Here is a 17,819-nt window from a genome sequence, read left to right on the forward strand (position 1 = left end):
CTAAAACTTATAGAATAAGTATTTCTCACACATACCAAAAAGCATCGCTCCTTAACCCATAATTTAATGATAAATAAGCAGTGATTTCACACGGGTCTTGCCATTCTTAAACTGAATTTCTGCAAAGTACAATCCCTCATCTAATTGCTTGGATCGTAAGTTTATATTCATCGATCTACATTCCGCACATTGCAGTGACATAATATTTCTTCCTATTGGGTCATAAATCCTAACTCTTGTCATCGGCAAGTCTATTGATTCTAAAGCGAATAATCCATGACTTGGATTGGGATAGAGCATGAAGTTTGTTTCCAATTCCTCAGTCTGCGATCCGGAAATCGAACCATTGCTGTAGCCATAGGTGACCGAAGGCAAAGTTTGAAATGCGCCAGTACCATTGGGTAGCCGACCATAGCTAATGTCTGTTTCCTGAGGTGGAAAGGTCAAGCTATCTACTACAAAATACACGCCTTTATCCAAATAATAGAGACCCAGGAACTCACCATCTTTAGACAATTTGAAATTGGCGTGACCATCGCCTTGCGCCCCATCTTCATCAGCCCAAATGGTAACATAACCATCAGGTTCCAGTAGGCTTGCGTCTAGTGGCCCTTTGCCAGGGTTATCCTCATCATCAGTTAAAGAGAAAGGAGATAAGTCAATGGTTTGGTCTCCATTATAAAATAGCTCTATCCAATCATCAAATTCCCCGTCTTCATCTGCTACCGACTCCGCATTGCTGGCCATCAACTCATTGATAACCGGATGTGCACCCGGCTCCGACCCCAGGGGTAAAGTATAGAATTCACAATCCGGCAGATGGACTGTACCCGCAAAATTGTTGACTTCAAAGTAATAGTTGACCACACCTTGTCCTTGGTGATCGATTGTAGCATTAAAGGTTAATGCATCAGATAAAGTCATGGGTTTACTTTGCCAAATTCCTTCCTCTATTTGATAATATAAGTCAGCAGTACCTTGTACTTCCCAGGGGAAAACCACTTTGAGCCGAAATTCGAGCTGATTACCAAGAAATTTCATATCCTTATATTCAATAATGGTAAGCGGATCTTCGAAACTCAATTGTGAGCGCACACTCTGGCTTCTTAGGTGGATGTATTCTGATAAACCTACGCGCACATGACCAGCTACAGAAGAAGTAAAACTATTTTCAAAGTCTTCAACAGACCATCCATAATCCTGTGAAGCATAGATGTCATCTTTACGAAAAGGCAGCAGACGCGATCTGTAATTTTCCATATACGTTGTCAATTCTTCAAGATTAAAAAACTCTTCCGTATATCGTTCAAAATAATAGCTGACCTTATCTCGGTATTCATCAATCGCCATCAACTTTTCATAAATGGGGCGATAAGCGTCTCCCCAGGTATCCGCCCAGTCATATATATTGGTCTTCCACCATTGAGTACTGCCCCAACCGATACCCAGCGTATTGTCAAGGTCATATGGGATGTAGACAAATTTGTTAGAGATGGGATCATGATAGAGGTAAAAGTTGTTTTGATTCACTATTGGGCCGTCCCAATTTGAAACCAAAATGTCCATGGCGATCACCTTCAGGTAATTTTCCACATCGAAAACTGATTCGATGGCACACTTAAAATCTTCAGGAGAAGTATTATTTAAAACATCAATAAAATGTGCAAGGTCCGAATAGTCATCGTTGCCGCTGCTCTGAACCAAGTCATAAGCCCTTCGCCCAAAAATAAACTCCTGGTACAACTCAGGATCTTCTCCTTTAAAGGCCAGGTCGGCAGGGTAAAGACATTTGTAGAGATTTCCCAAGTCAGATGAAAAACGTTTTTCTAAGAACTCTTCATCAATATGTTCAACATTGGCATACAAGCCACGATATTCATTATTAATGTAAAAGGCGACATGATTGCCCCGTGAGCCTGGTATGCCAACAGCAGTATATAAATCCCAGCACATTTTGGCTCTAAGGATGGTGGGGTCATTGTGTTCGCCATTGAGGTTCATTTTTTCGACACCTTTGTACTTTTGACCTTTTATAGTGCTGTTGAATGAGATTTTAAATGACTTCTTGGAAGCAGCTCTCGAAGTATTCCCCCTAAGCCTAAAACCGATATTTTCGACGGTATCTGTTTTTCCGTTCTTGGTAAAATAAAAAATAGCAGGATATTCTGTGTCGCTTTCTTGATTTTGGGGAGCCAAAATAAATCCCAGAAGTGCTGGGTCTATAGAAATGTCCACTCTTGGTATTGTAGAATCGTCATATAAGTAGCCGGGGTCAGGATGCATATATTGACTGTAACCAGAATTGACCAATATTAGGACTGAAACTATGTTTAAGAAGTACTTCATAAAGACGAGGTAAATATGGTCGCAATATATAAACGTATATTTAATATTATTCGAATTAAAAAAATTAACAAAATGGCTGTAAATGATGATTATTTAAAAATGGTGGAAGATCAATTGAGTGAATTTGGAGAAGTGACCTCCAAGAAAATGTTTGGGGGCGTCGGCTTTTATCACGATGGCGTCATGTTTGGCATGATAGGAAATGACACTTTTAGACTGAAAGTTGACGAGGTGAACCAACCAGACTTTGAAGCACGTGGTATGGAACCATTCTATGCCAAAAATAAAAAGAAAGGTATGCCATACTGGGAAGTTCCCGCAGATGTATTGGAGGACAGAGACCAACTTAAATTGTGGGCTAAAAAAGCCTATGAAGCTGCTTTGCGAGGCAAGAAATAGATAATTTGAGATATTGAATTTCGGCCATCATTTGAATGTACTTGTAAATTATGAAGGATAGGATGTAAGCTTTGTCACATTTTCATATTTGGAGATATTAGACCTTGAATTGTGAGTAAGAAGCGATTCTTTAATGATGTAGGAAAGGAATTTGCTTAAATTAGGGCAAATTTATTGGAGATCCAAAAGTTCAATTAAGATGTACTACCATACACTATTTTTTCTGGTTGTAATGAGCTTAAGCTCATGTTTAGGCGAAGCGAGTAAAAAAGACAAAGATTTGCCCCGAATTGCAATCGCAGGTCTTGCGATAGAATCGAGTACCTTTTCACCTGCACAGACTGAGGAGGAAGCGTTCTTTGCCAGAACAGGCGAGGAAATTTTTGATATTTATCCTTTTATGGAGGAAGATTCAGAGATCCGCAAACGAGCGATTTGGCTTCCTACACTCAAGGGGCATTCTTTGCCCGGTGGTATAGTGACGGCAGAGGCCTATGAATCGCTGGTTGGAAAAATGCTTGATTTACTCGAAGAGAATATGCCTTACGATGGCGTGTTTTTTGATATTCATGGCGCAATGAGCGTCGTAGGGTTGGATGACCCGGAAGGGGATATGATTAAAAGGGTCCGGGATGTAGTAGGTAAAGACGTTTTGATTTCAACCTGCATGGATTTGCATGGAAATGTCTCGCAAACATTGGCAAGACATACGCATCTGATGACAGCCTATCGAATGGCGCCTCACGAAGATGCCATGGAGTCTAAGCAAAGAGCGGTTGAAAACTTGCTCGTAAGAATAGAGAATGGTAAAGGAAAGCCAGCTTATAAGGCCTGGATTCCGGTTCCAATATTACTTCCCGGAGAAAAAACGTCTACCAGAATAGAACCAGCGAAAAGCATATATGCCGCTATTCCTTCGGTTGCTGATCAGGAGGGAGTCATCGATGCGGCCATTTGGGTAGGATATGCCTGGGCAGATGAGCCTCGAAATCATGCTGTTGTCATGGTGACCGGAGATGATAAAGAAAAGGTCGGTCAAGGGGCAGAGAAGCTCGCACGATTATTTTGGGACGCCAGAAATGAATTTGAGTTTGTGGCACCTGTTGCTACTTTGGAAGAGAGCCTTGATATGGCCATCAAAGCAGAAGAAAATCCTTTTATCATTAGTGATATGGGAGATAATCCGACAGCGGGTGGAGCTGGAGATGTGACCTGGACCATTACAGAAATCCTGAACCGACCAGAATTTAAGGATGCGGATGGCCCTGAATTGATTTATGCTTCTATACCGGGCCCTGAGTTTGTGGAAGAGGCCGTAAAACTTGGAGTAGGGGAGACCATTAAAGCCTCCGCCGGTGCAGCTGTGGATGACCGGTATGCAGGCCCCGTTGAGTTGGAAGGTGAAATAATGGCGATAGAGCATGGGGATCGAAATGCAGAAACGGAAGTTGTGGTTAAGATCGGCAGTGTCAATGTCGTCGTAACCAGGAAGAGAAAGCCTTATCATCGGGTCAGTGATTTTACCAATCTCGGTTTAGATCCTACGGAAGCCGATATTGTTGTGGTGAAAATTGGTTACCTAGTACCGGAACTTTACGACATTCGAAAGGGCTGGGTCATGGCACTCACACCAGGAGGTGTGGATCAGGATTTAGAACGCCTTCCATATGAGCGGATTAATCGACCGATGTTTCCTTTGGATAAAGATATGGAGGATCCCGATTTAAATGCTAGATGGATAGAAGCTTCGGATATCTAAGACAAGAATTTCAAGTATCTTTTGGATTTAGTATAATTTGGGCATCCGAATGATATCAATTATAAAGTGAAGGTTATAAAAATACACAGACCTGAATATTGACTTCAAATACCAGCAAGTCTTCATCATTTACTTTTACTATGATCATTTACAAAACACCAATATTCTGAAGCTTTCCTTTATCTTTGAGGTCAGCTATGATGAAAAAACGATATTTTTTACTGTGCATTTTAACATTAGCCTTCTGCTTTAGGTCAATGGGACAAGTGATGGAATCCAGAACAGGCGCTACATTGACCTATGAGTTGAATAAGGATCTTCAATTTAGTATTGAAGAACAAGTGAGACTGAAAAGTTACGACGATTTGTTCGATGAAAATATCGTAGAACTTGGTGCAAGGTATGATTTTTTGAAAGTGTGGAAACTGGGCTTAGGTTATCGTTTCTTCTCTTCAAATGATGATACCGGAGATCGCCAGGGTATTAGAATTGGCAATCGTTTGCATTACAGACTGAGTTATGAGTTAGATTTTGATCGATCGGAAATCGAGTTGCGGGGTCAATTCCAGCATCGCAAGGAAAGAGACCTGGATAAAAACTGGTCTCCCTGGGAAGATCAGACCATGCGGTATAAGATTGAATTCCAACATGATATCAGAAATTGGAAGCTGGATCCGGAATTGGCTTTAGAGTTTTTCGATGAGGATTTGGGTCAAGGCTTGGCTGCCGATGATAAGTTTAGAGCAATCCTGGGCACAACATGGAGACTTCCCGGTCCACAAGCACTTAAGTTTAAATTGATGTATGAATTCGGAGTCGGCGTCTCCGAACAAATTCCGACCTACATCATAGCGATCAACTATACCTATGATATGGATTAAACGTTTGGTTTCCGTGTCATTACATTTCAAAATCAATACAATTTTAAGATACCTTTTGTCCTTGACAGCTTCTTACAATATTGACAAACAGCTGTGAGTACCTCTAAAATTGACTAATGTCACTAGTGGCTCCTTTTTGTTTTGCGGGTATTCATGATTAGCAAAATATCGGATGGAAATCGTATCTTGAATGCTTTATGAAACGACTTTCTGACTTCTTTTATCTACGATCTAATATCTGGATCTGCCTCCTGTTAACCATCATTACTTTTGGTTTCTTGTTCTTAGCCATGGTTCCCGCAACGGAATGCTATAGCGTAAAAGGGAGCGAGGAGATATCCCTGGGCACTTCCTTCGGATTTTCTTATGAATTGGTAAAAGCCTACTTATCAGCAATGACCGATGAAATGCTGGAGTGTTTTAGGACTTTTCATCACATATGGGACAATGTTTTCGCAGTTTTCTATGGCTTAATGAATGTGGCTTGGTTATCTTTACTTTTCAGACCCTCGTCCTCAAAATTTAAAGCAGCCAACCTTATCCCTTTCTTACAAACCATATTTGACTGGTTAGAAAATTATCAACTTTCTGGGTTGGCGTTCACCATCCTAACAGATGAAGGGATAACGCAAACAGGTGTGCAAGTGGCCTCTGTTTTTAATATGACCAAATGGGTGATTTACGGTGTATTCTTTCTACTGATTTTGTTGGGCCTGACATTACGCATCAGAAGATTTATCAAGTCAAAGCACTAATTCCATTTGAATGTCAAAAATTGGCTTCTGGTCCAGTACATCTTTGGTAGTTGGAAATATGATTGGCTCAGGTGTCTTTTTACTACCAGCCAGCTTGGCAGCCTTTGGAGGCATCAGCATCATAGGTTGGATTGCTTCTTCTATGGGAGCATTACTGCTAGCCATCGTATTCGGACGTTTAGGCCGATTGGCACCTCAAACCACAGGAGGCCCATTTGCCTATACTCGGATTGGTCTGGGAGATTTTCCAGCATTTGTGGTCGCGTGGGGTTATTGGATCAGCATATGGTGTACCAATGCAGCAATCGCTGTGGCTTTTGTTGGCTACCTTGAGGTATTCCTACCGATATTAGGACAAAGCCGGTTACTTTCCATATTCACAGGATTGGGAGTGATTTGGTTATTTACCTGGATCAATTCGAAGCCGCTGCAAACTGTAGCCTTGGTTCAATTAATCACTACAACCCTTAAAGTCTTGCCTATTTTCATGGTGGGATTGATAGGCGTATTTTACATCAATGTGGATTTCTTCACTCCGCTTAATATTAGTGGTACAAGTAATTTCCAAGCCATTACTGCTACAACAACGCTTACTTTATTTGCTTTTCTAGGTATGGAAAGCGCGTCCATACCCAGTGAAAACACTAAAAATGCCAGTTCTACCATCAGACTCGCTACCCTTACAGGAACCATGGTCGCCATCATACTGTACATCTTTAGTTCGATCGCCATTATGGGAATCATTCCACCGGAAACCCTTGCAGTTTCAAGTGCCCCATTTGCGGATGCAGCTGAGATCTTTTGGGGTGATATTGCTAAATACATTATTGCCGGAGGTGCCCTTGTAGCCACCCTCGGTGCGTTGAATGGATGGATCTTAATTCAGGGACAGATACCCATGGCCGCTGCTCATCAAAACCTTTTCCCACGAATCTTCGGAAAGTTAAACCAGAATGATTCGCCTTTTATAGGTATCGTATTATCTAGTTTATTGGCTTCATTTCTTATGATGTTGAACTATTCCAAAAGCCTGGTAGATGCATTCACTTTTATGATGAAACTTTCGACCCTTTCGGTATTGACGCCCTACCTTTTTTCAACAATGAGTATGATGTTGATTTACAAAAGGCAAGACCAATTAACTGCTGGGAAAATAGCGCTGACGGTCCTGACCTTATTATTTTGTTTGTGGGTTATATATGGATGTGGTTGGGAAACTGTACTTTGGGGAATGGGATTACTGATTCTGGGAACACCCTTTTATCTTAAATTTAGAAATGAAAAAGTTTTACATAGATCCTGACATCAGAAAAGCCTCTACCTTGCCGGCTTGTTTTTACCATGATGCCGAAATCTTCGATTTGCTTTTATCTGAAGTATTGGTGAAGAGTTGGCAATGGATAGGGAGTTCAAGTGATCTATTGCCACTTACTCATTATGCTTATCCATTTGAACTTCACAATGAACCACTTTTATTAATCAAGCCAGCGAATGAAGACATAGTGTGTCTATCCAATGTTTGCACTCACAGGGGTAACATTTTAGTTCACCATCCGGGCAAACTGAGGCAATTAAAATGTATGTATCATGGGCGCAGATTTGAAATGAATGGTCAATTTAAGTTCATGCCTGAATTTCAGGAAGCGGAACAATTTCCCAGACCTTGTGACGATCTTCGTGATTTTTCTTTAGGCCAATGGTTTTCACACCTTTTCGTTTCACTGGAACCGGCCATCGATTTTTCTCAAATTGTCGAAGTGCTCAACGAGCGAGTCGGTCATCTGCCCATTGACCTGCATAAATTGAGCAAGAATCACAGCAAAGAATATATCGTTAATAGTCATTGGGCGTTGTACTGCGATAATTATCTCGAAGGATTTCACATCCCATTTGTCCATGATGATCTCAACGATGTATTGGATTATGGTCAATATGAAACCATCCTGTATGACCATGCCGTACTTCAAGTAGGTTACACTGATGATAGCGAAAATGTATTTGATCTACCGGAAGAACATCTGGACTACGGAAGAAATGTTGCGGCTTACTATTACTGGATTTTCCCGAATATCATGTTTAATTTTTACCCGTGGGGACTTTCGGTGAATGTTGTGAAGCCGATCAGCATTAATAGAACCAAAGTTTCTTTTATCAGTTATATTTTTGATGATTCGAAAGTGGAGGAAGGTGCAGGTGCCGCTCTGGACAAGGTCGAGCGAGAAGATGAGTTTGTAGTAGAGAATGTGCACAGAGGTCTGAGGTCAAAGTATTATCAGGCCGGTCGTTTTTCACCTACTCGTGAGAAAGGAGTTCATCATTTTCATAGGCTGCTGGCTAAATATATGAATAAGGTAATGGAGGAATGACCAGAAATTAAAAATTTGGTTTTTACAGTAGAACACTATTGGAAGCGAGAGGTATAAGACGATAAAATGAGCAAGAATAAAGAGAACACAGCGCTTTGTACGGTGCAAGTCATAAAGCCACCTTTAAAAATTGAAGCTTTAAGACGAACCACAACGATAAGGGTATGCTTGCCCCCTGGATATGAAAAGTCAAAACTGCGTTTTCCTGTACTTTATATGCATGACGGCCAGAATATTTTTGATGAGTTTACATCAGCTTCAGGAGAGTGGGGCGTGGATGAGACATTGACAAAATTGGCTATTGAGGAAGGCTTCAATATCATTGTGGTAGGTATCGATCATGGAGGCGAACATAGAAAAACGGAAATGAATCCATGGGATCATGATAAACATGGAAAGGGAGAAGGGCAAAAATATGCAGACTTTATCGTAAAAAAGGTAAAGTCCTTTATTGATCATCAATTTAGAACACTAGCTGAGCGTGAGCATACAGGGATTATGGGAAGTTCTTTAGGGGGTTTAATCAGCCATTACATGCTAGCAAAATATCCTGAAACCTTCAGTAAAGCTGCCATGTTTTCTCCTGCCTATATTCAATCTGATCAAATATTTGACTTTGTTAAAGACAACCCCGTTCCCAATGACTCAAAAATAACCATCCTGGCCGGCGAAGAAGAAGGGAAGGAAGTAACCCATTCCGTCGAACGAATGACCCGGATATTAAAAAAAATCAATCAGAGAGAAGAATATTTAGAGAGTGCTGTCATACCGAAAGGTAAACATACTGAAGATTTTTGGCGGGCGCATTTTCCCAGTGCCGTACGCTGGATGTTTAAGGAAGATGGATATTATTAGTCCAAATCTTTCATAAAAGCCACAAACCTACCTTTTTCTTGATATCCTAAATGTTTATGAAAAGCAATACTGTCTTCATTTTCTATTTCAGTGTCCGAGCCCATCTGAGTACATCCATTGGCAAGCGCCCATTCTTCACCCTTTCGGATCAATGATCGCCCAATTCCTCTTCCTCGAGAGCTATTTCTGAGATAAATCCCTTCGATATAACCCACAAACGGAGTGACTTTCCCTTCCACATATTCATGACGAAGGGCGACATGCAAAAAGCCCACAAATTCTTCTTCCTTCTTTACGAGTAAGGCATATTGACGTTCATCCTTTATTAATGATTTGACGGCTTCAACTTCGGTTTCAAAGTCGGTTTCCTCCGGCCAAAATTCGACGAAAAGACGGGCTAGTGCTTCGTAATTAGATGCGTCTATTTCAAGAATATGGTATGCTTTCGCCACGAAATCATTGTTTTACCCTCTGAAGCTAGCATTGATCTTATCTAAGGCTGATTGTCCCGGACACAACTGATCAGCATTAAGTGTATTTAACGCCACATCCACTGTATTCAGTTTTTTGTGAAGATCGCCGCTACTAGGATCTATGTAAAATAGTCCTGTCAGAACATCACCATTGCTTCTCGCCTTCTGTAATTTGTTCGTCGCAGAATTTCTATCGAAGGGATTCCAATCCGGTGCCAATTTTGCAAGTCTCAGAGTGGATCCATCATGTAGCTTCACATCCATTTTCTTACCCGCTTCATATTGTACTTCTATTTCTTCTTTGAGTGGTACAAAATCTACTTTGGAGGTGACCGTCATGTGATCTCTCACAAAATCATAAGACTTTGTAGATCCTTTATTATTATTAAAGGTGACACAAGGCGAGATGACATCTATAAAGGCAAATCCCGGATGTGACATCGCTGCCTTAATCAATGGAACCAGTTGGGTTTTATCTCCTGAAAAGCTTCTTGCGACAAAGCTTGCTCCCAATTCCAGCGCCAGACCAGCGAGATCAATCGGGCCAAATTCGTTGGCTTTACCTGTTTTATTGATCGATCCTACATCTGCTGTGGCTGAATCCTGACCTTTGGTCAATCCGTAACAGCCGTTGTTCATGACAATATAGGTCATGTTTAAATTTCGCCTGATGACATGTACAAACTGTCCTATTCCTATGGAAGCGGAGTCGCCGTCACCTGAAACGCCGAGGTAGATCAGGTTTTTGTTCGCCAGATTGGCTCCCGTAGCAATGGAGGGCATTCTCCCATGTACTGAATTAAAGCCATGGGAGTTGCTGAGAAAATAAGTGGGAGTTTTAGAAGAACAACCAATCCCGGAAAGTTTCGCCAATCGATGCGGTTCTATATCCATTTCAAAACTGGCCTGGACAATGGCACCGCTGATAGAATCATGACCACATCCAGCACATAGTGTCGAAATGACACCTTCATAATCTGATTTGATGTAACCCACTTTATTTCTGGGACTTTGGGGGTGGGTAAACTTAGGTTTTGCAAAACTCATATAGGCTGGGATTGTTGTTGTTTAACATTAAGTGAATGTCTGATTTTCTGAGAGATCAAGTCAGCGGTGATCGGGGTGCCATCATAGTTCAATACTGATTCTAGTTTCCCTGGATCATAGTCCAATTCATTGATTAACAAGGAGCGCATTTGTGCATCACGGTTTTGCTCTATCACATAAATCTTTTGATGATCATCCAGGAACTGGCGCACTTCATGGTTGAATGGGAAGGCTTTGATTCGCATGGCATTCAAATAAATGCCCTCTTCGTTCAAAATATCCAAAGATTCTAAAGCTGCATATCTGGTTGTTCCAAAAAAAAGTATTCCTATGTCCGTTTTTTCTTTAGCCTGACGCATAGCAGGTTTAGGAACATATTCCTTAGCAGTCTCAAACTTTCTCAGCAGCCGATCAACTTTCCGGACATAAGCATCACCGGCCTCAGAATACTTCGCATACTCATCGTGGGAGGTGCCTCTTGTAAAATAGGAGCCCTTCGTAGGATGGGTGCCCGGAATAGTCCGATATGGAATTCCATCTCCATCTATATCTAGATATCGTCCCCAGTCTTTGATTTCATCCATTTCCTTCGCGTTCAATACTTTCCCTCTATCGTACTGCTTTTGCTCATCCCAAATAAAAGGATCGGTCATGTGCTCGTTCATGCCAAGATCCAGATCAGAAAGAATGATAACAGGAGTTTGCAAACGGTCTGCAAGATCCAGGGCCAACGCACCAAAGTGAAAACACTCGTTCGGTGTCGACGGGAAGAGCAAAACATGTTTTGTATCGCCATGGGAAGCATAAGCCGATGAGAGGATGTCAGCCTGTTGCGTGCGAGTGGGCATGCCGGTAGATGGTCCTCCTCGTTGCACATTGATCAATGTTACCGGAATTTCAGCAAAGTAAGCAAGGCCAATGAATTCATTCATTAAAGAAACCCCTGCACCACTTGTGGCCGTGAAAGACCGGGCTCCATTCCAGGTGGCACCAATCACCATTCCAATGGCCGAAAGTTCGTCTTCTGCTTGTACTACGGCAAAATTGTTTTTGCCGGTTTCAGGGTCAACTCTCAATTTCTTACAATATTTTTCAAAAGCGCTCGCCAGAGAAGTTGAAGGCGTTATGGGATACCATGCCGCCACGGTAGCACCGCCATAAATTAATCCCAGCGCTGTTGCAGTATTTCCATCGATGACGATCGAATCACCCGTTTTATCTGCTTTTTGGACCCGATACTCCAGGGGACAACTGTAATGCTTGACGGCATAATCGAAACCAATTTGGAGTGCCTCGAAATTAGGCGGTATCAATTTAGGCTTAGCGGCGAAGAGTTTTTCAATGGTTTCCTGCACTGCCGTTAAGGGCATAGCTATCAATGCAGCCACTGCCCCTACATAGATAATATTCTTAAAAAGTTGTTGCTTTCTGGGGTCCGCGAAGTGCTGCATCGAAAGTTTCATCATGGGAATTCCAATAAAATGAATGTCTTCCCGAAAGAAGCTTTCATGCATGGGCTTTGAATTGTCGTAGATGAAATAACCACCTGTGACTACAGATTCAATATCCTGAATATAGGTTTGCGGATTAACGCCCACTAAAATATCAATGCCATCTCTCCTTCCTAAATAGCCTTTTTCACTAACCCTCACTTCATACCAGGTAGGAAGACCTTGTATATTGGAAGGGAAAATATTCTTAGGTGAAATAGGGATTCCCATTCTGAAGATCGATTTCGCAAAAATACCATTGGCACTGGCTGAGCCTGTACCATTTACATTGGCAAACCTTATGACAAATTCATTAACACTGGACACAGACTTCGGTAGCTTTAGTGACTTGATATAAATATTTTTGCATGTCCCATGCAGCTGTTGGGCACCGTTCCGCGCATAATCCACAATGCAGACAAACGTCCTCATCTTTGACCATTACCCTGCCTGTAGGCAATTTTTCAGAGACATATAAGTCCTGAGTTAAATTGGTAGCGGGGGCTGATAATCTACTTCTGAGTTCCAGTTCTTCTCCATTGACAGTGAAAGTAATACAGTCGGTAGGGCAAACATCCACACAAGCATCACATTCAATGCATTTTTTATCTGTAAACACAGTCTGAACATCACAATTGAAACAACGCTGGGCTTCTTTGAATCCAAGACCCTTGTCAAAGCCAAGCTCCACTTCAATCTTCCTGTCCGTCAAACTCAAGGCTTTATCTTCATGAGGCACCTGGTAGCGCTCGTCAATAACCACATAACTGTCGTACATCCATTCATGAATACCCATTTTCTGACTCATGAGATTGGCCATAGGGGCTGGACGATCATTTAAGTCTTTATCATTGCAAAACAAATCGATGGAAATAGCAGCCTGATGACCATGTGCTACTGCAGTAATGATGTTTTCAGGTCCGAATGCCGCATCACCGCCAAAAAATACATGGGGTAGGGTGGATTGGAATGTGGTTTTATTTAGCACGGGGATATCCCATTTGCCAAACTCAATTCCCAGATCTCGTTCTATCCAGGGAAACGCATTGTCCTGGCCAATGGCTATAATAACATCATCGGCTTCTATAAATTCATCGGGCTCACCGGTAGGAATGAGTTTACGTCGTCCATTTTCGTCATATTCTGCCCGCACCTTACCGAATAAAACGCCCTTCAATTTACCATTCTCTACAACAAACTCTTTTGGCGGCATATTATTTAAGATAGGAATATCCTCTCTGATGGCATCTTCAATCTCCCAGGGTGAAGCTTTCATGTCTTTAAATGGACTTCTGACCACTACTGTCACTTTCTCTCCACCTATCCTCCTTGAAGTTCTGCAACAATCCATCGCTGTATTTCCACCACCAAGGATAATGACTTTGTTGCCAACTGATGTTCGATGGCCGAACGCCACACTTTCCAACCATTCAATTCCAATATGAACATGTTGGTCAGCTTCCGCCCGACCTTTAAGATTCAGATCCCGTCCCTTGGGAGCTCCCGTACCTACAAATACGGCATCATAATCCTGATCCAGGACTTCTTTCATAGAAGATACATAGGTATTGAAATGCGTGTGAATTCCCAGGTCCACGACGTAATTCACTTCTTCGTCCAGCACTTCCTCTGGAAGTCGAAAAGCAGGGATTTGGGTTCTCATCATGCCGCCTCCTTTATGCCATTCGTCGTAAAGATGAATTTCATATCCGAGGGGTGCAAGATCGCGTGCGACTGTCAAAGAAGCAGGTCCACCTCCAATTAAAGCAATTTTTTTACAATTGGACTCAAAAGGCCCACTGACCATATATGGCTTGACATCACCTTTGTTATCTGCGGCAACCCGCTTGAGCCGGCATATGGCAACGGGCTCTTCTTCTACCCGTCCTCTTCTGCAGGCAGGTTCACACGGCCGATCGCAGGTCCTGCCCAGGATTCCTGGAAAAACATTGGATTCCCAATTCACCATGTAGGCCTCGTCGTACTTACCAGCGGATATGAGTCGAATGTATTCCGGTACTGGGGTGTGAGCGGGACATGCATATTGACAATCTACAACTTTGTGAAAATACTCCGGATCTGATATATCTGTAGGTTTCATTTCCTTCTATATAATTGGTATTAGTAAATAAATATAGAATTAAATACCTGAAAAGCGAATATAGTGATGTCGAAAATTGCGTGAAGAGTAACTGAAGGCAAATCAAATAAAATGCTAACTTCTCTTTGCTTTAAAAAATGCCTGCATCATTTCGGCACATTCTTTTTGTCGGACACCATAGGCCAGTTTTGTTTTTGGATGTAATAGTTCACGACCAATTCTGGAAAAACCGGATTTGTCATCAGTTGCGCCATACACCAGTTTTCCAATTTGTGCCCATCTTAAGGCTCCAGCACACATCACACAGGGTTCTAAAGTGATATACATGGTACAGTCCTGTAAATATTTGCCACCAAGGTAAGAGCTAGCTGAGGTGATGGCCAGCATTTCAGCATGTGCGGTTACATCTTTCAAAATTTCAGTTTGATTGTGAGCTCGAGCGATAATTCTTTGCTGACTAACAATAACGGCACCTACCGGAATCTCATTTTCCGCCATGGCTTGTTGTGCCTCTGCAATGGCTTGTTTCATAAAGTAATCATCATCAAAAACCTGAATCATTGAAATGTCTTTCAGGCAAATATCAAAATCTTTCTCAAATTTTTCGCATATAGCTGATGGACATACTTGAGAATATTTCACCTTGATTGTACACAGAGGTAGAAATACCAACGTTGACTTTGTCTTTGGATGAAAAATGAATAAGTGCTTCAGGTCTGAGATGTCCACCAAAGAGCACATACCTTTCTGATCTAAATGTGCCATCTTCACCAGTGAAGGGGTCTTGTGGTAGAAGTGGAGAAAGAAGTAATTGATGTTGATACCTTATGGAAGACCCACCTACTAGTGATAAATCCATCCAGTCGGTGTCAAGAAGATTAAATACCAGTAGCTGATTACAGGCAAATGTTGTTAAGCTATAACTGAAACGTGAGATGCCATCAGATTGGTCAATAGAACTAAAATGTCCGAAATTAGCCTCTATTCCTACACTAAACCAGCGTCCAAAATCTCTTCTGACTTCCAGTTCTCCGGAAGGTACCAGTAAGTCTCCACTTCCCCACAGATATAGACCGGTACCAAATCGCAGCGACGTTTGAGAATAGGCGTGATTACGTATGAAAACTGAATTTTCCAAAAAATCCTTGCATTTAGTTTCATAAAAAAATCTTACGATTATCTTTGCGCATGGATAGAAATAATTTCAACGAAAAGTTTACCCAGGAAGCCCTGACCTTTGATGATGTCCTCTTAATTCCGGCTCATTCGGAAGTTTTACCCAGAGACGTTGACATCAAATCCAAACTCACCAGAGACATTACCATTAATGTTCCTATTGTATCTGCCGCTATGGATACCGTGACAGAATACGGTCTCGCCATTGCCATTGCGCGGCAGGGAGGAATCGGTATGATTCATAAGAACATGACCATTGAAGAACAAATGGATCAGGTCAGAAAGGTGAAGAGGTCAGAAAGTGGAATGATCATCGATCCCGTAACTTTGGGGCCTGATCAACCCATAGGAGAAGCGCACAACTTAATGTCTACTTATAAGATAGGTGGTATACCGATTGTAGACAAAAATCAAAAGCTTGTAGGCATTCTTACCAACCGTGATCTTCGTTTTGAAAAGGCCATGGGTGTAAAGGTCAGTGAAATCATGACGAAGGAAAATCTGATTACTGCACCGGTGGGAACGACCTTAGATCAAGCCAAAGATATTCTGCAAAAGTATAAGATTGAAAAACTGCCGGTGGTGGACGCCAATAATATTTTGATGGGTTTGATCACCTATAAGGATATTTTAAAGTTGACAGACTACCCTGATTCTATTAAGGATACGTATGGCCGCTTGATGGTCGGTGCCGCAGTCGGCGTTACCAATGATATGCACGATCGCATACAAGCATTGCAATCTGTGAGTGTAGATGTCATTACGATTGATACGGCTCACGGACATTCACATGGAGTGCTGGAAGCTGTTAAGGAAGTCAAAAAAACTTATAAAGATTTACAGGTTATCGGTGGAAATGTTGCTACCGGATCAGGAGCAAAAGCCTTGGTAGAGGCTGGTGCTGATGGGGTAAAAGTGGGCGTTGGTCCCGGAAGTATCTGTACCACCAGAATAGTTGCGGGAGTTGGTGTGCCTCAACTGACGGCTATTTATAATGCAGCAGAAGCCATTAAAGGTAGTGGTGTTCCCATCATTGGAGACGGAGGGATAAGATACACCGGTGATATAGCGAAAGCAATCGTTGCTGGGGCTTCTACCATTATGGGAGGGTCTCTGTTTGCAGGTGTAGAAGAAGCCCCGGGGGAAACTGTTATTTTTGAAGGCAGAAAATTCAAAATCTATCGGGGCATGGGATCGATAGGGGCGATGGAGTTGGGCTCTAAAGATCGGTATTTCCAAGATGTAGAGGATGACATAAAAAAATTGGTACCAGAAGGAATCGAAGGCAGAGTGGCCTATAAAGGTTATTTGTCTGAGGTTATGGTTCAATATATCGGAGGTTTAAGGGCAGGAATGGGTTACTGTGGAGCCAGGAACATCGAAGCGCTACAAAAAGCGCAGTTTTCTAAGATTACCAATGCCGGAATTATTGAATCGCATCCTCACAATATTACCATTACCAAGGAAGCACCAAATTACAGCAAGCGTCGATAAATGGTGATTCCAAGAAGTTTTTATGAAGGCGAGGACATTCTGGAAATCAGCAAACGATTGCTGGGAAAGAAGCTTTGCACCCTCATAGATGGCCAGTACACCAGCGGTATCATTGTTGAAACGGAAGCTTATAAGGCGCCTGAAGATAAGGCTAGTCATGCTTATGGAAATAAAGTGACTCCGAGAACAAAAACCATGTTCAGCAAGCCCGGAACGGGATATATATACATCATTTACGGCATGTATCACCTTTTCAATGTGATTACAGGACCCGAAGGCGTTGCACATTGCATTCTCGTAAGAGCAGTTGAACCATTGGAAGGCCAAGAAGCAATGGCCAGGAGAAGATCTATGTCAAAAGTACGTAAAGAAATGACCAATGGTCCTGGTAAATTTAGCATCGCTATGGGCATCCACAAAGGACTTAATGGAACTGATTTAACACAAAGAGAACAGATCTGGATAGAGGAGGGTTGGCCTCTTACAGATCCGAAAGAAATTTTAGTAGGTCCGAGAGTCGGCATGTCTACTGCAGAGGAGTGCTCAAACTGGCCGTTCAGGTTTAGAATAAAAGGAAACAGATGGACAAGTAAACCAGATACTGTTTACTATGAGTAGTTCATTAATATAGGGTAAACATTTCAATGGTATGGCAACTTTGGCAAGATAATTTCTTA

The 17,819-nt window shown here is 42.0% G+C and carries 16 protein-coding genes; 9 read left to right on the top strand and 7 right to left on the bottom strand.

Annotated features, from left to right (window positions below):
- Positions 1–63: 63 nt before the first annotated feature.
- Complete coding sequence (locus tag L2567_RS04520) at positions 64–2,346, bottom strand: CotH kinase family protein (protein ID WP_235296531.1); 2,283 nt, start codon at positions 2,344–2,346, stop codon at positions 64–66.
- Between the two features lie 72 nt (positions 2,347–2,418).
- Between L2567_RS04520 and L2567_RS04525 the strand changes: the two genes are divergently transcribed.
- The 7 genes from L2567_RS04525 (at position 2,419) to L2567_RS04555 (ending at position 9,361) form a co-directional block, all read left to right on the top strand.
- On the top strand, positions 2,419–2,745 hold the full coding sequence (locus tag L2567_RS04525) for a TfoX/Sxy family protein (RefSeq protein WP_235296532.1): 327 nt from the start codon (positions 2,419–2,421) through the stop codon (positions 2,743–2,745).
- A gap of 232 nt (positions 2,746–2,977) precedes the next feature.
- Entirely contained in the window at positions 2,978–4,504 is a 1,527-nt protein-coding gene (locus L2567_RS04530; protein ID WP_406626660.1) for a M81 family metallopeptidase, read from the top strand.
- A gap of 269 nt (positions 4,505–4,773) precedes the next feature.
- Positions 4,774–5,385: a DUF2490 domain-containing protein gene (locus L2567_RS04535; protein ID WP_235296534.1), complete on the top strand. Its 612-nt coding sequence runs from the start codon at positions 4,774–4,776 to the stop codon at positions 5,383–5,385.
- Between the two features lie 197 nt (positions 5,386–5,582).
- The gene (locus tag L2567_RS04540; RefSeq protein ID WP_235296535.1) at positions 5,583–6,140 is read left to right on the top strand and encodes a hypothetical protein; all 558 of its coding nucleotides are present in this window, start codon (positions 5,583–5,585) and stop codon (positions 6,138–6,140) included.
- Between the two features lie 10 nt (positions 6,141–6,150).
- Positions 6,151–7,443, top strand: coding sequence for an amino acid permease (locus tag L2567_RS04545; RefSeq protein ID WP_235296537.1), 1,293 nt, complete (start codon positions 6,151–6,153; stop codon positions 7,441–7,443).
- Positions 7,418–8,506, top strand: coding sequence for an aromatic ring-hydroxylating oxygenase subunit alpha (locus L2567_RS04550; protein ID WP_235296538.1), 1,089 nt, complete (start codon positions 7,418–7,420; stop codon positions 8,504–8,506). The genes L2567_RS04545 and L2567_RS04550 overlap by 26 nt, the downstream gene beginning before the upstream one ends.
- Positions 8,507–8,572: 66 nt before the next feature.
- Positions 8,573–9,361 carry an alpha/beta hydrolase gene (locus tag L2567_RS04555; RefSeq protein WP_235296539.1) on the top strand — a complete coding sequence of 263 codons (789 nt, stop codon included), beginning with the start codon at positions 8,573–8,575 and terminating at the stop codon, positions 9,359–9,361.
- Here L2567_RS04555 and aac(6') read toward each other — a convergent pair.
- From aac(6') to L2567_RS04585, 6 genes are all read right to left on the bottom strand, one after another.
- Entirely contained in the window at positions 9,358–9,813 is a 456-nt protein-coding gene (gene aac(6'), locus L2567_RS04560) for an aminoglycoside 6'-N-acetyltransferase (protein ID WP_235296540.1), read from the bottom strand. The genes L2567_RS04555 and aac(6') overlap by 4 nt on opposite strands.
- Positions 9,814–9,825: 12 nt before the next feature.
- Positions 9,826–10,881: a 2-oxoacid:ferredoxin oxidoreductase subunit beta gene (locus tag L2567_RS04565; protein ID WP_235296541.1), complete on the bottom strand. Its 1,056-nt coding sequence runs from the start codon at positions 10,879–10,881 to the stop codon at positions 9,826–9,828.
- Entirely contained in the window at positions 10,878–12,698 is a 1,821-nt protein-coding gene (locus tag L2567_RS04570) for a 2-oxoacid:acceptor oxidoreductase subunit alpha (RefSeq protein WP_235296542.1), read from the bottom strand. Before L2567_RS04570 ends, L2567_RS04565 begins: the two co-directional genes overlap by 4 nt.
- Entirely contained in the window at positions 12,685–14,472 is a 1,788-nt protein-coding gene (locus L2567_RS04575) for an FAD-dependent oxidoreductase (protein WP_235296543.1), read from the bottom strand. Before L2567_RS04575 ends, L2567_RS04570 begins: the two co-directional genes overlap by 14 nt.
- Before the next feature lie 114 nt (positions 14,473–14,586).
- Positions 14,587–15,033 carry a nucleoside deaminase gene (locus L2567_RS04580; RefSeq protein WP_262913123.1) on the bottom strand — a complete coding sequence of 149 codons (447 nt, stop codon included), beginning with the start codon at positions 15,031–15,033 and terminating at the stop codon, positions 14,587–14,589.
- 34 nt (positions 15,034–15,067) lie between these two features.
- A complete protein-coding gene (locus L2567_RS04585; protein ID WP_235296544.1) occupies positions 15,068–15,610 on the bottom strand; it encodes a hypothetical protein in 543 nt (180 codons plus the stop codon).
- A 50-nt stretch (positions 15,611–15,660) separates the two neighbouring features.
- Between L2567_RS04585 and guaB the strand changes: the two genes are divergently transcribed.
- Positions 15,661–17,142: an IMP dehydrogenase gene (gene guaB / locus L2567_RS04590; RefSeq protein WP_235296545.1), complete on the top strand. Its 1,482-nt coding sequence runs from the start codon at positions 15,661–15,663 to the stop codon at positions 17,140–17,142.
- Entirely contained in the window at positions 17,143–17,760 is a 618-nt protein-coding gene (locus L2567_RS04595) for a DNA-3-methyladenine glycosylase (RefSeq protein ID WP_235296546.1), read from the top strand.
- Positions 17,761–17,819 lie beyond the last annotated feature (59 nt).

The organism is Portibacter marinus (assembly GCF_021533195.1).
GTDB classification, from domain to species: domain Bacteria; phylum Bacteroidota; class Bacteroidia; order Chitinophagales; family Saprospiraceae; genus Portibacter; species Portibacter marinus.

Bases quoted from the DNA above. Each gene is read 5' to 3' on its own strand.
- L2567_RS04565 (WP_235296541.1), bottom strand. From the start codon at position 10,881: ATGAGTTTTGCAAAACCTAAGTTTACCCACCCCCAAAGTCCCAGAAAT.
- L2567_RS04520 (WP_235296531.1), bottom strand. From the start codon at position 2,346: ATGAAGTACTTCTTAAACATAGTTTCAGTCCTAATATTGGTCAATTCT.
- guaB (WP_235296545.1), top strand. From the start codon at position 15,661: ATGGATAGAAATAATTTCAACGAAAAGTTTACCCAGGAAGCCCTGACC.
- L2567_RS04580 (WP_262913123.1), bottom strand. From the start codon at position 15,033: ATGATTCAGGTTTTTGATGATGATTACTTTATGAAACAAGCCATTGCA.
- L2567_RS04545 (WP_235296537.1), top strand. From the start codon at position 6,151: ATGTCAAAAATTGGCTTCTGGTCCAGTACATCTTTGGTAGTTGGAAAT.
- L2567_RS04530 (WP_406626660.1), top strand. From the start codon at position 2,978: ATGAGCTTAAGCTCATGTTTAGGCGAAGCGAGTAAAAAAGACAAAGAT.
- L2567_RS04575 (WP_235296543.1), bottom strand. From the start codon at position 14,472: ATGAAACCTACAGATATATCAGATCCGGAGTATTTTCACAAAGTTGTA.
- L2567_RS04555 (WP_235296539.1), top strand. From the start codon at position 8,573: ATGAGCAAGAATAAAGAGAACACAGCGCTTTGTACGGTGCAAGTCATA.
- L2567_RS04595 (WP_235296546.1), top strand. From the start codon at position 17,143: ATGGTGATTCCAAGAAGTTTTTATGAAGGCGAGGACATTCTGGAAATC.
- L2567_RS04535 (WP_235296534.1), top strand. From the start codon at position 4,774: ATGGAATCCAGAACAGGCGCTACATTGACCTATGAGTTGAATAAGGAT.
- L2567_RS04540 (WP_235296535.1), top strand. From the start codon at position 5,583: ATGAAACGACTTTCTGACTTCTTTTATCTACGATCTAATATCTGGATC.
- L2567_RS04525 (WP_235296532.1), top strand. From the start codon at position 2,419: ATGGCTGTAAATGATGATTATTTAAAAATGGTGGAAGATCAATTGAGT.
- L2567_RS04550 (WP_235296538.1), top strand. From the start codon at position 7,418: ATGAAAAAGTTTTACATAGATCCTGACATCAGAAAAGCCTCTACCTTG.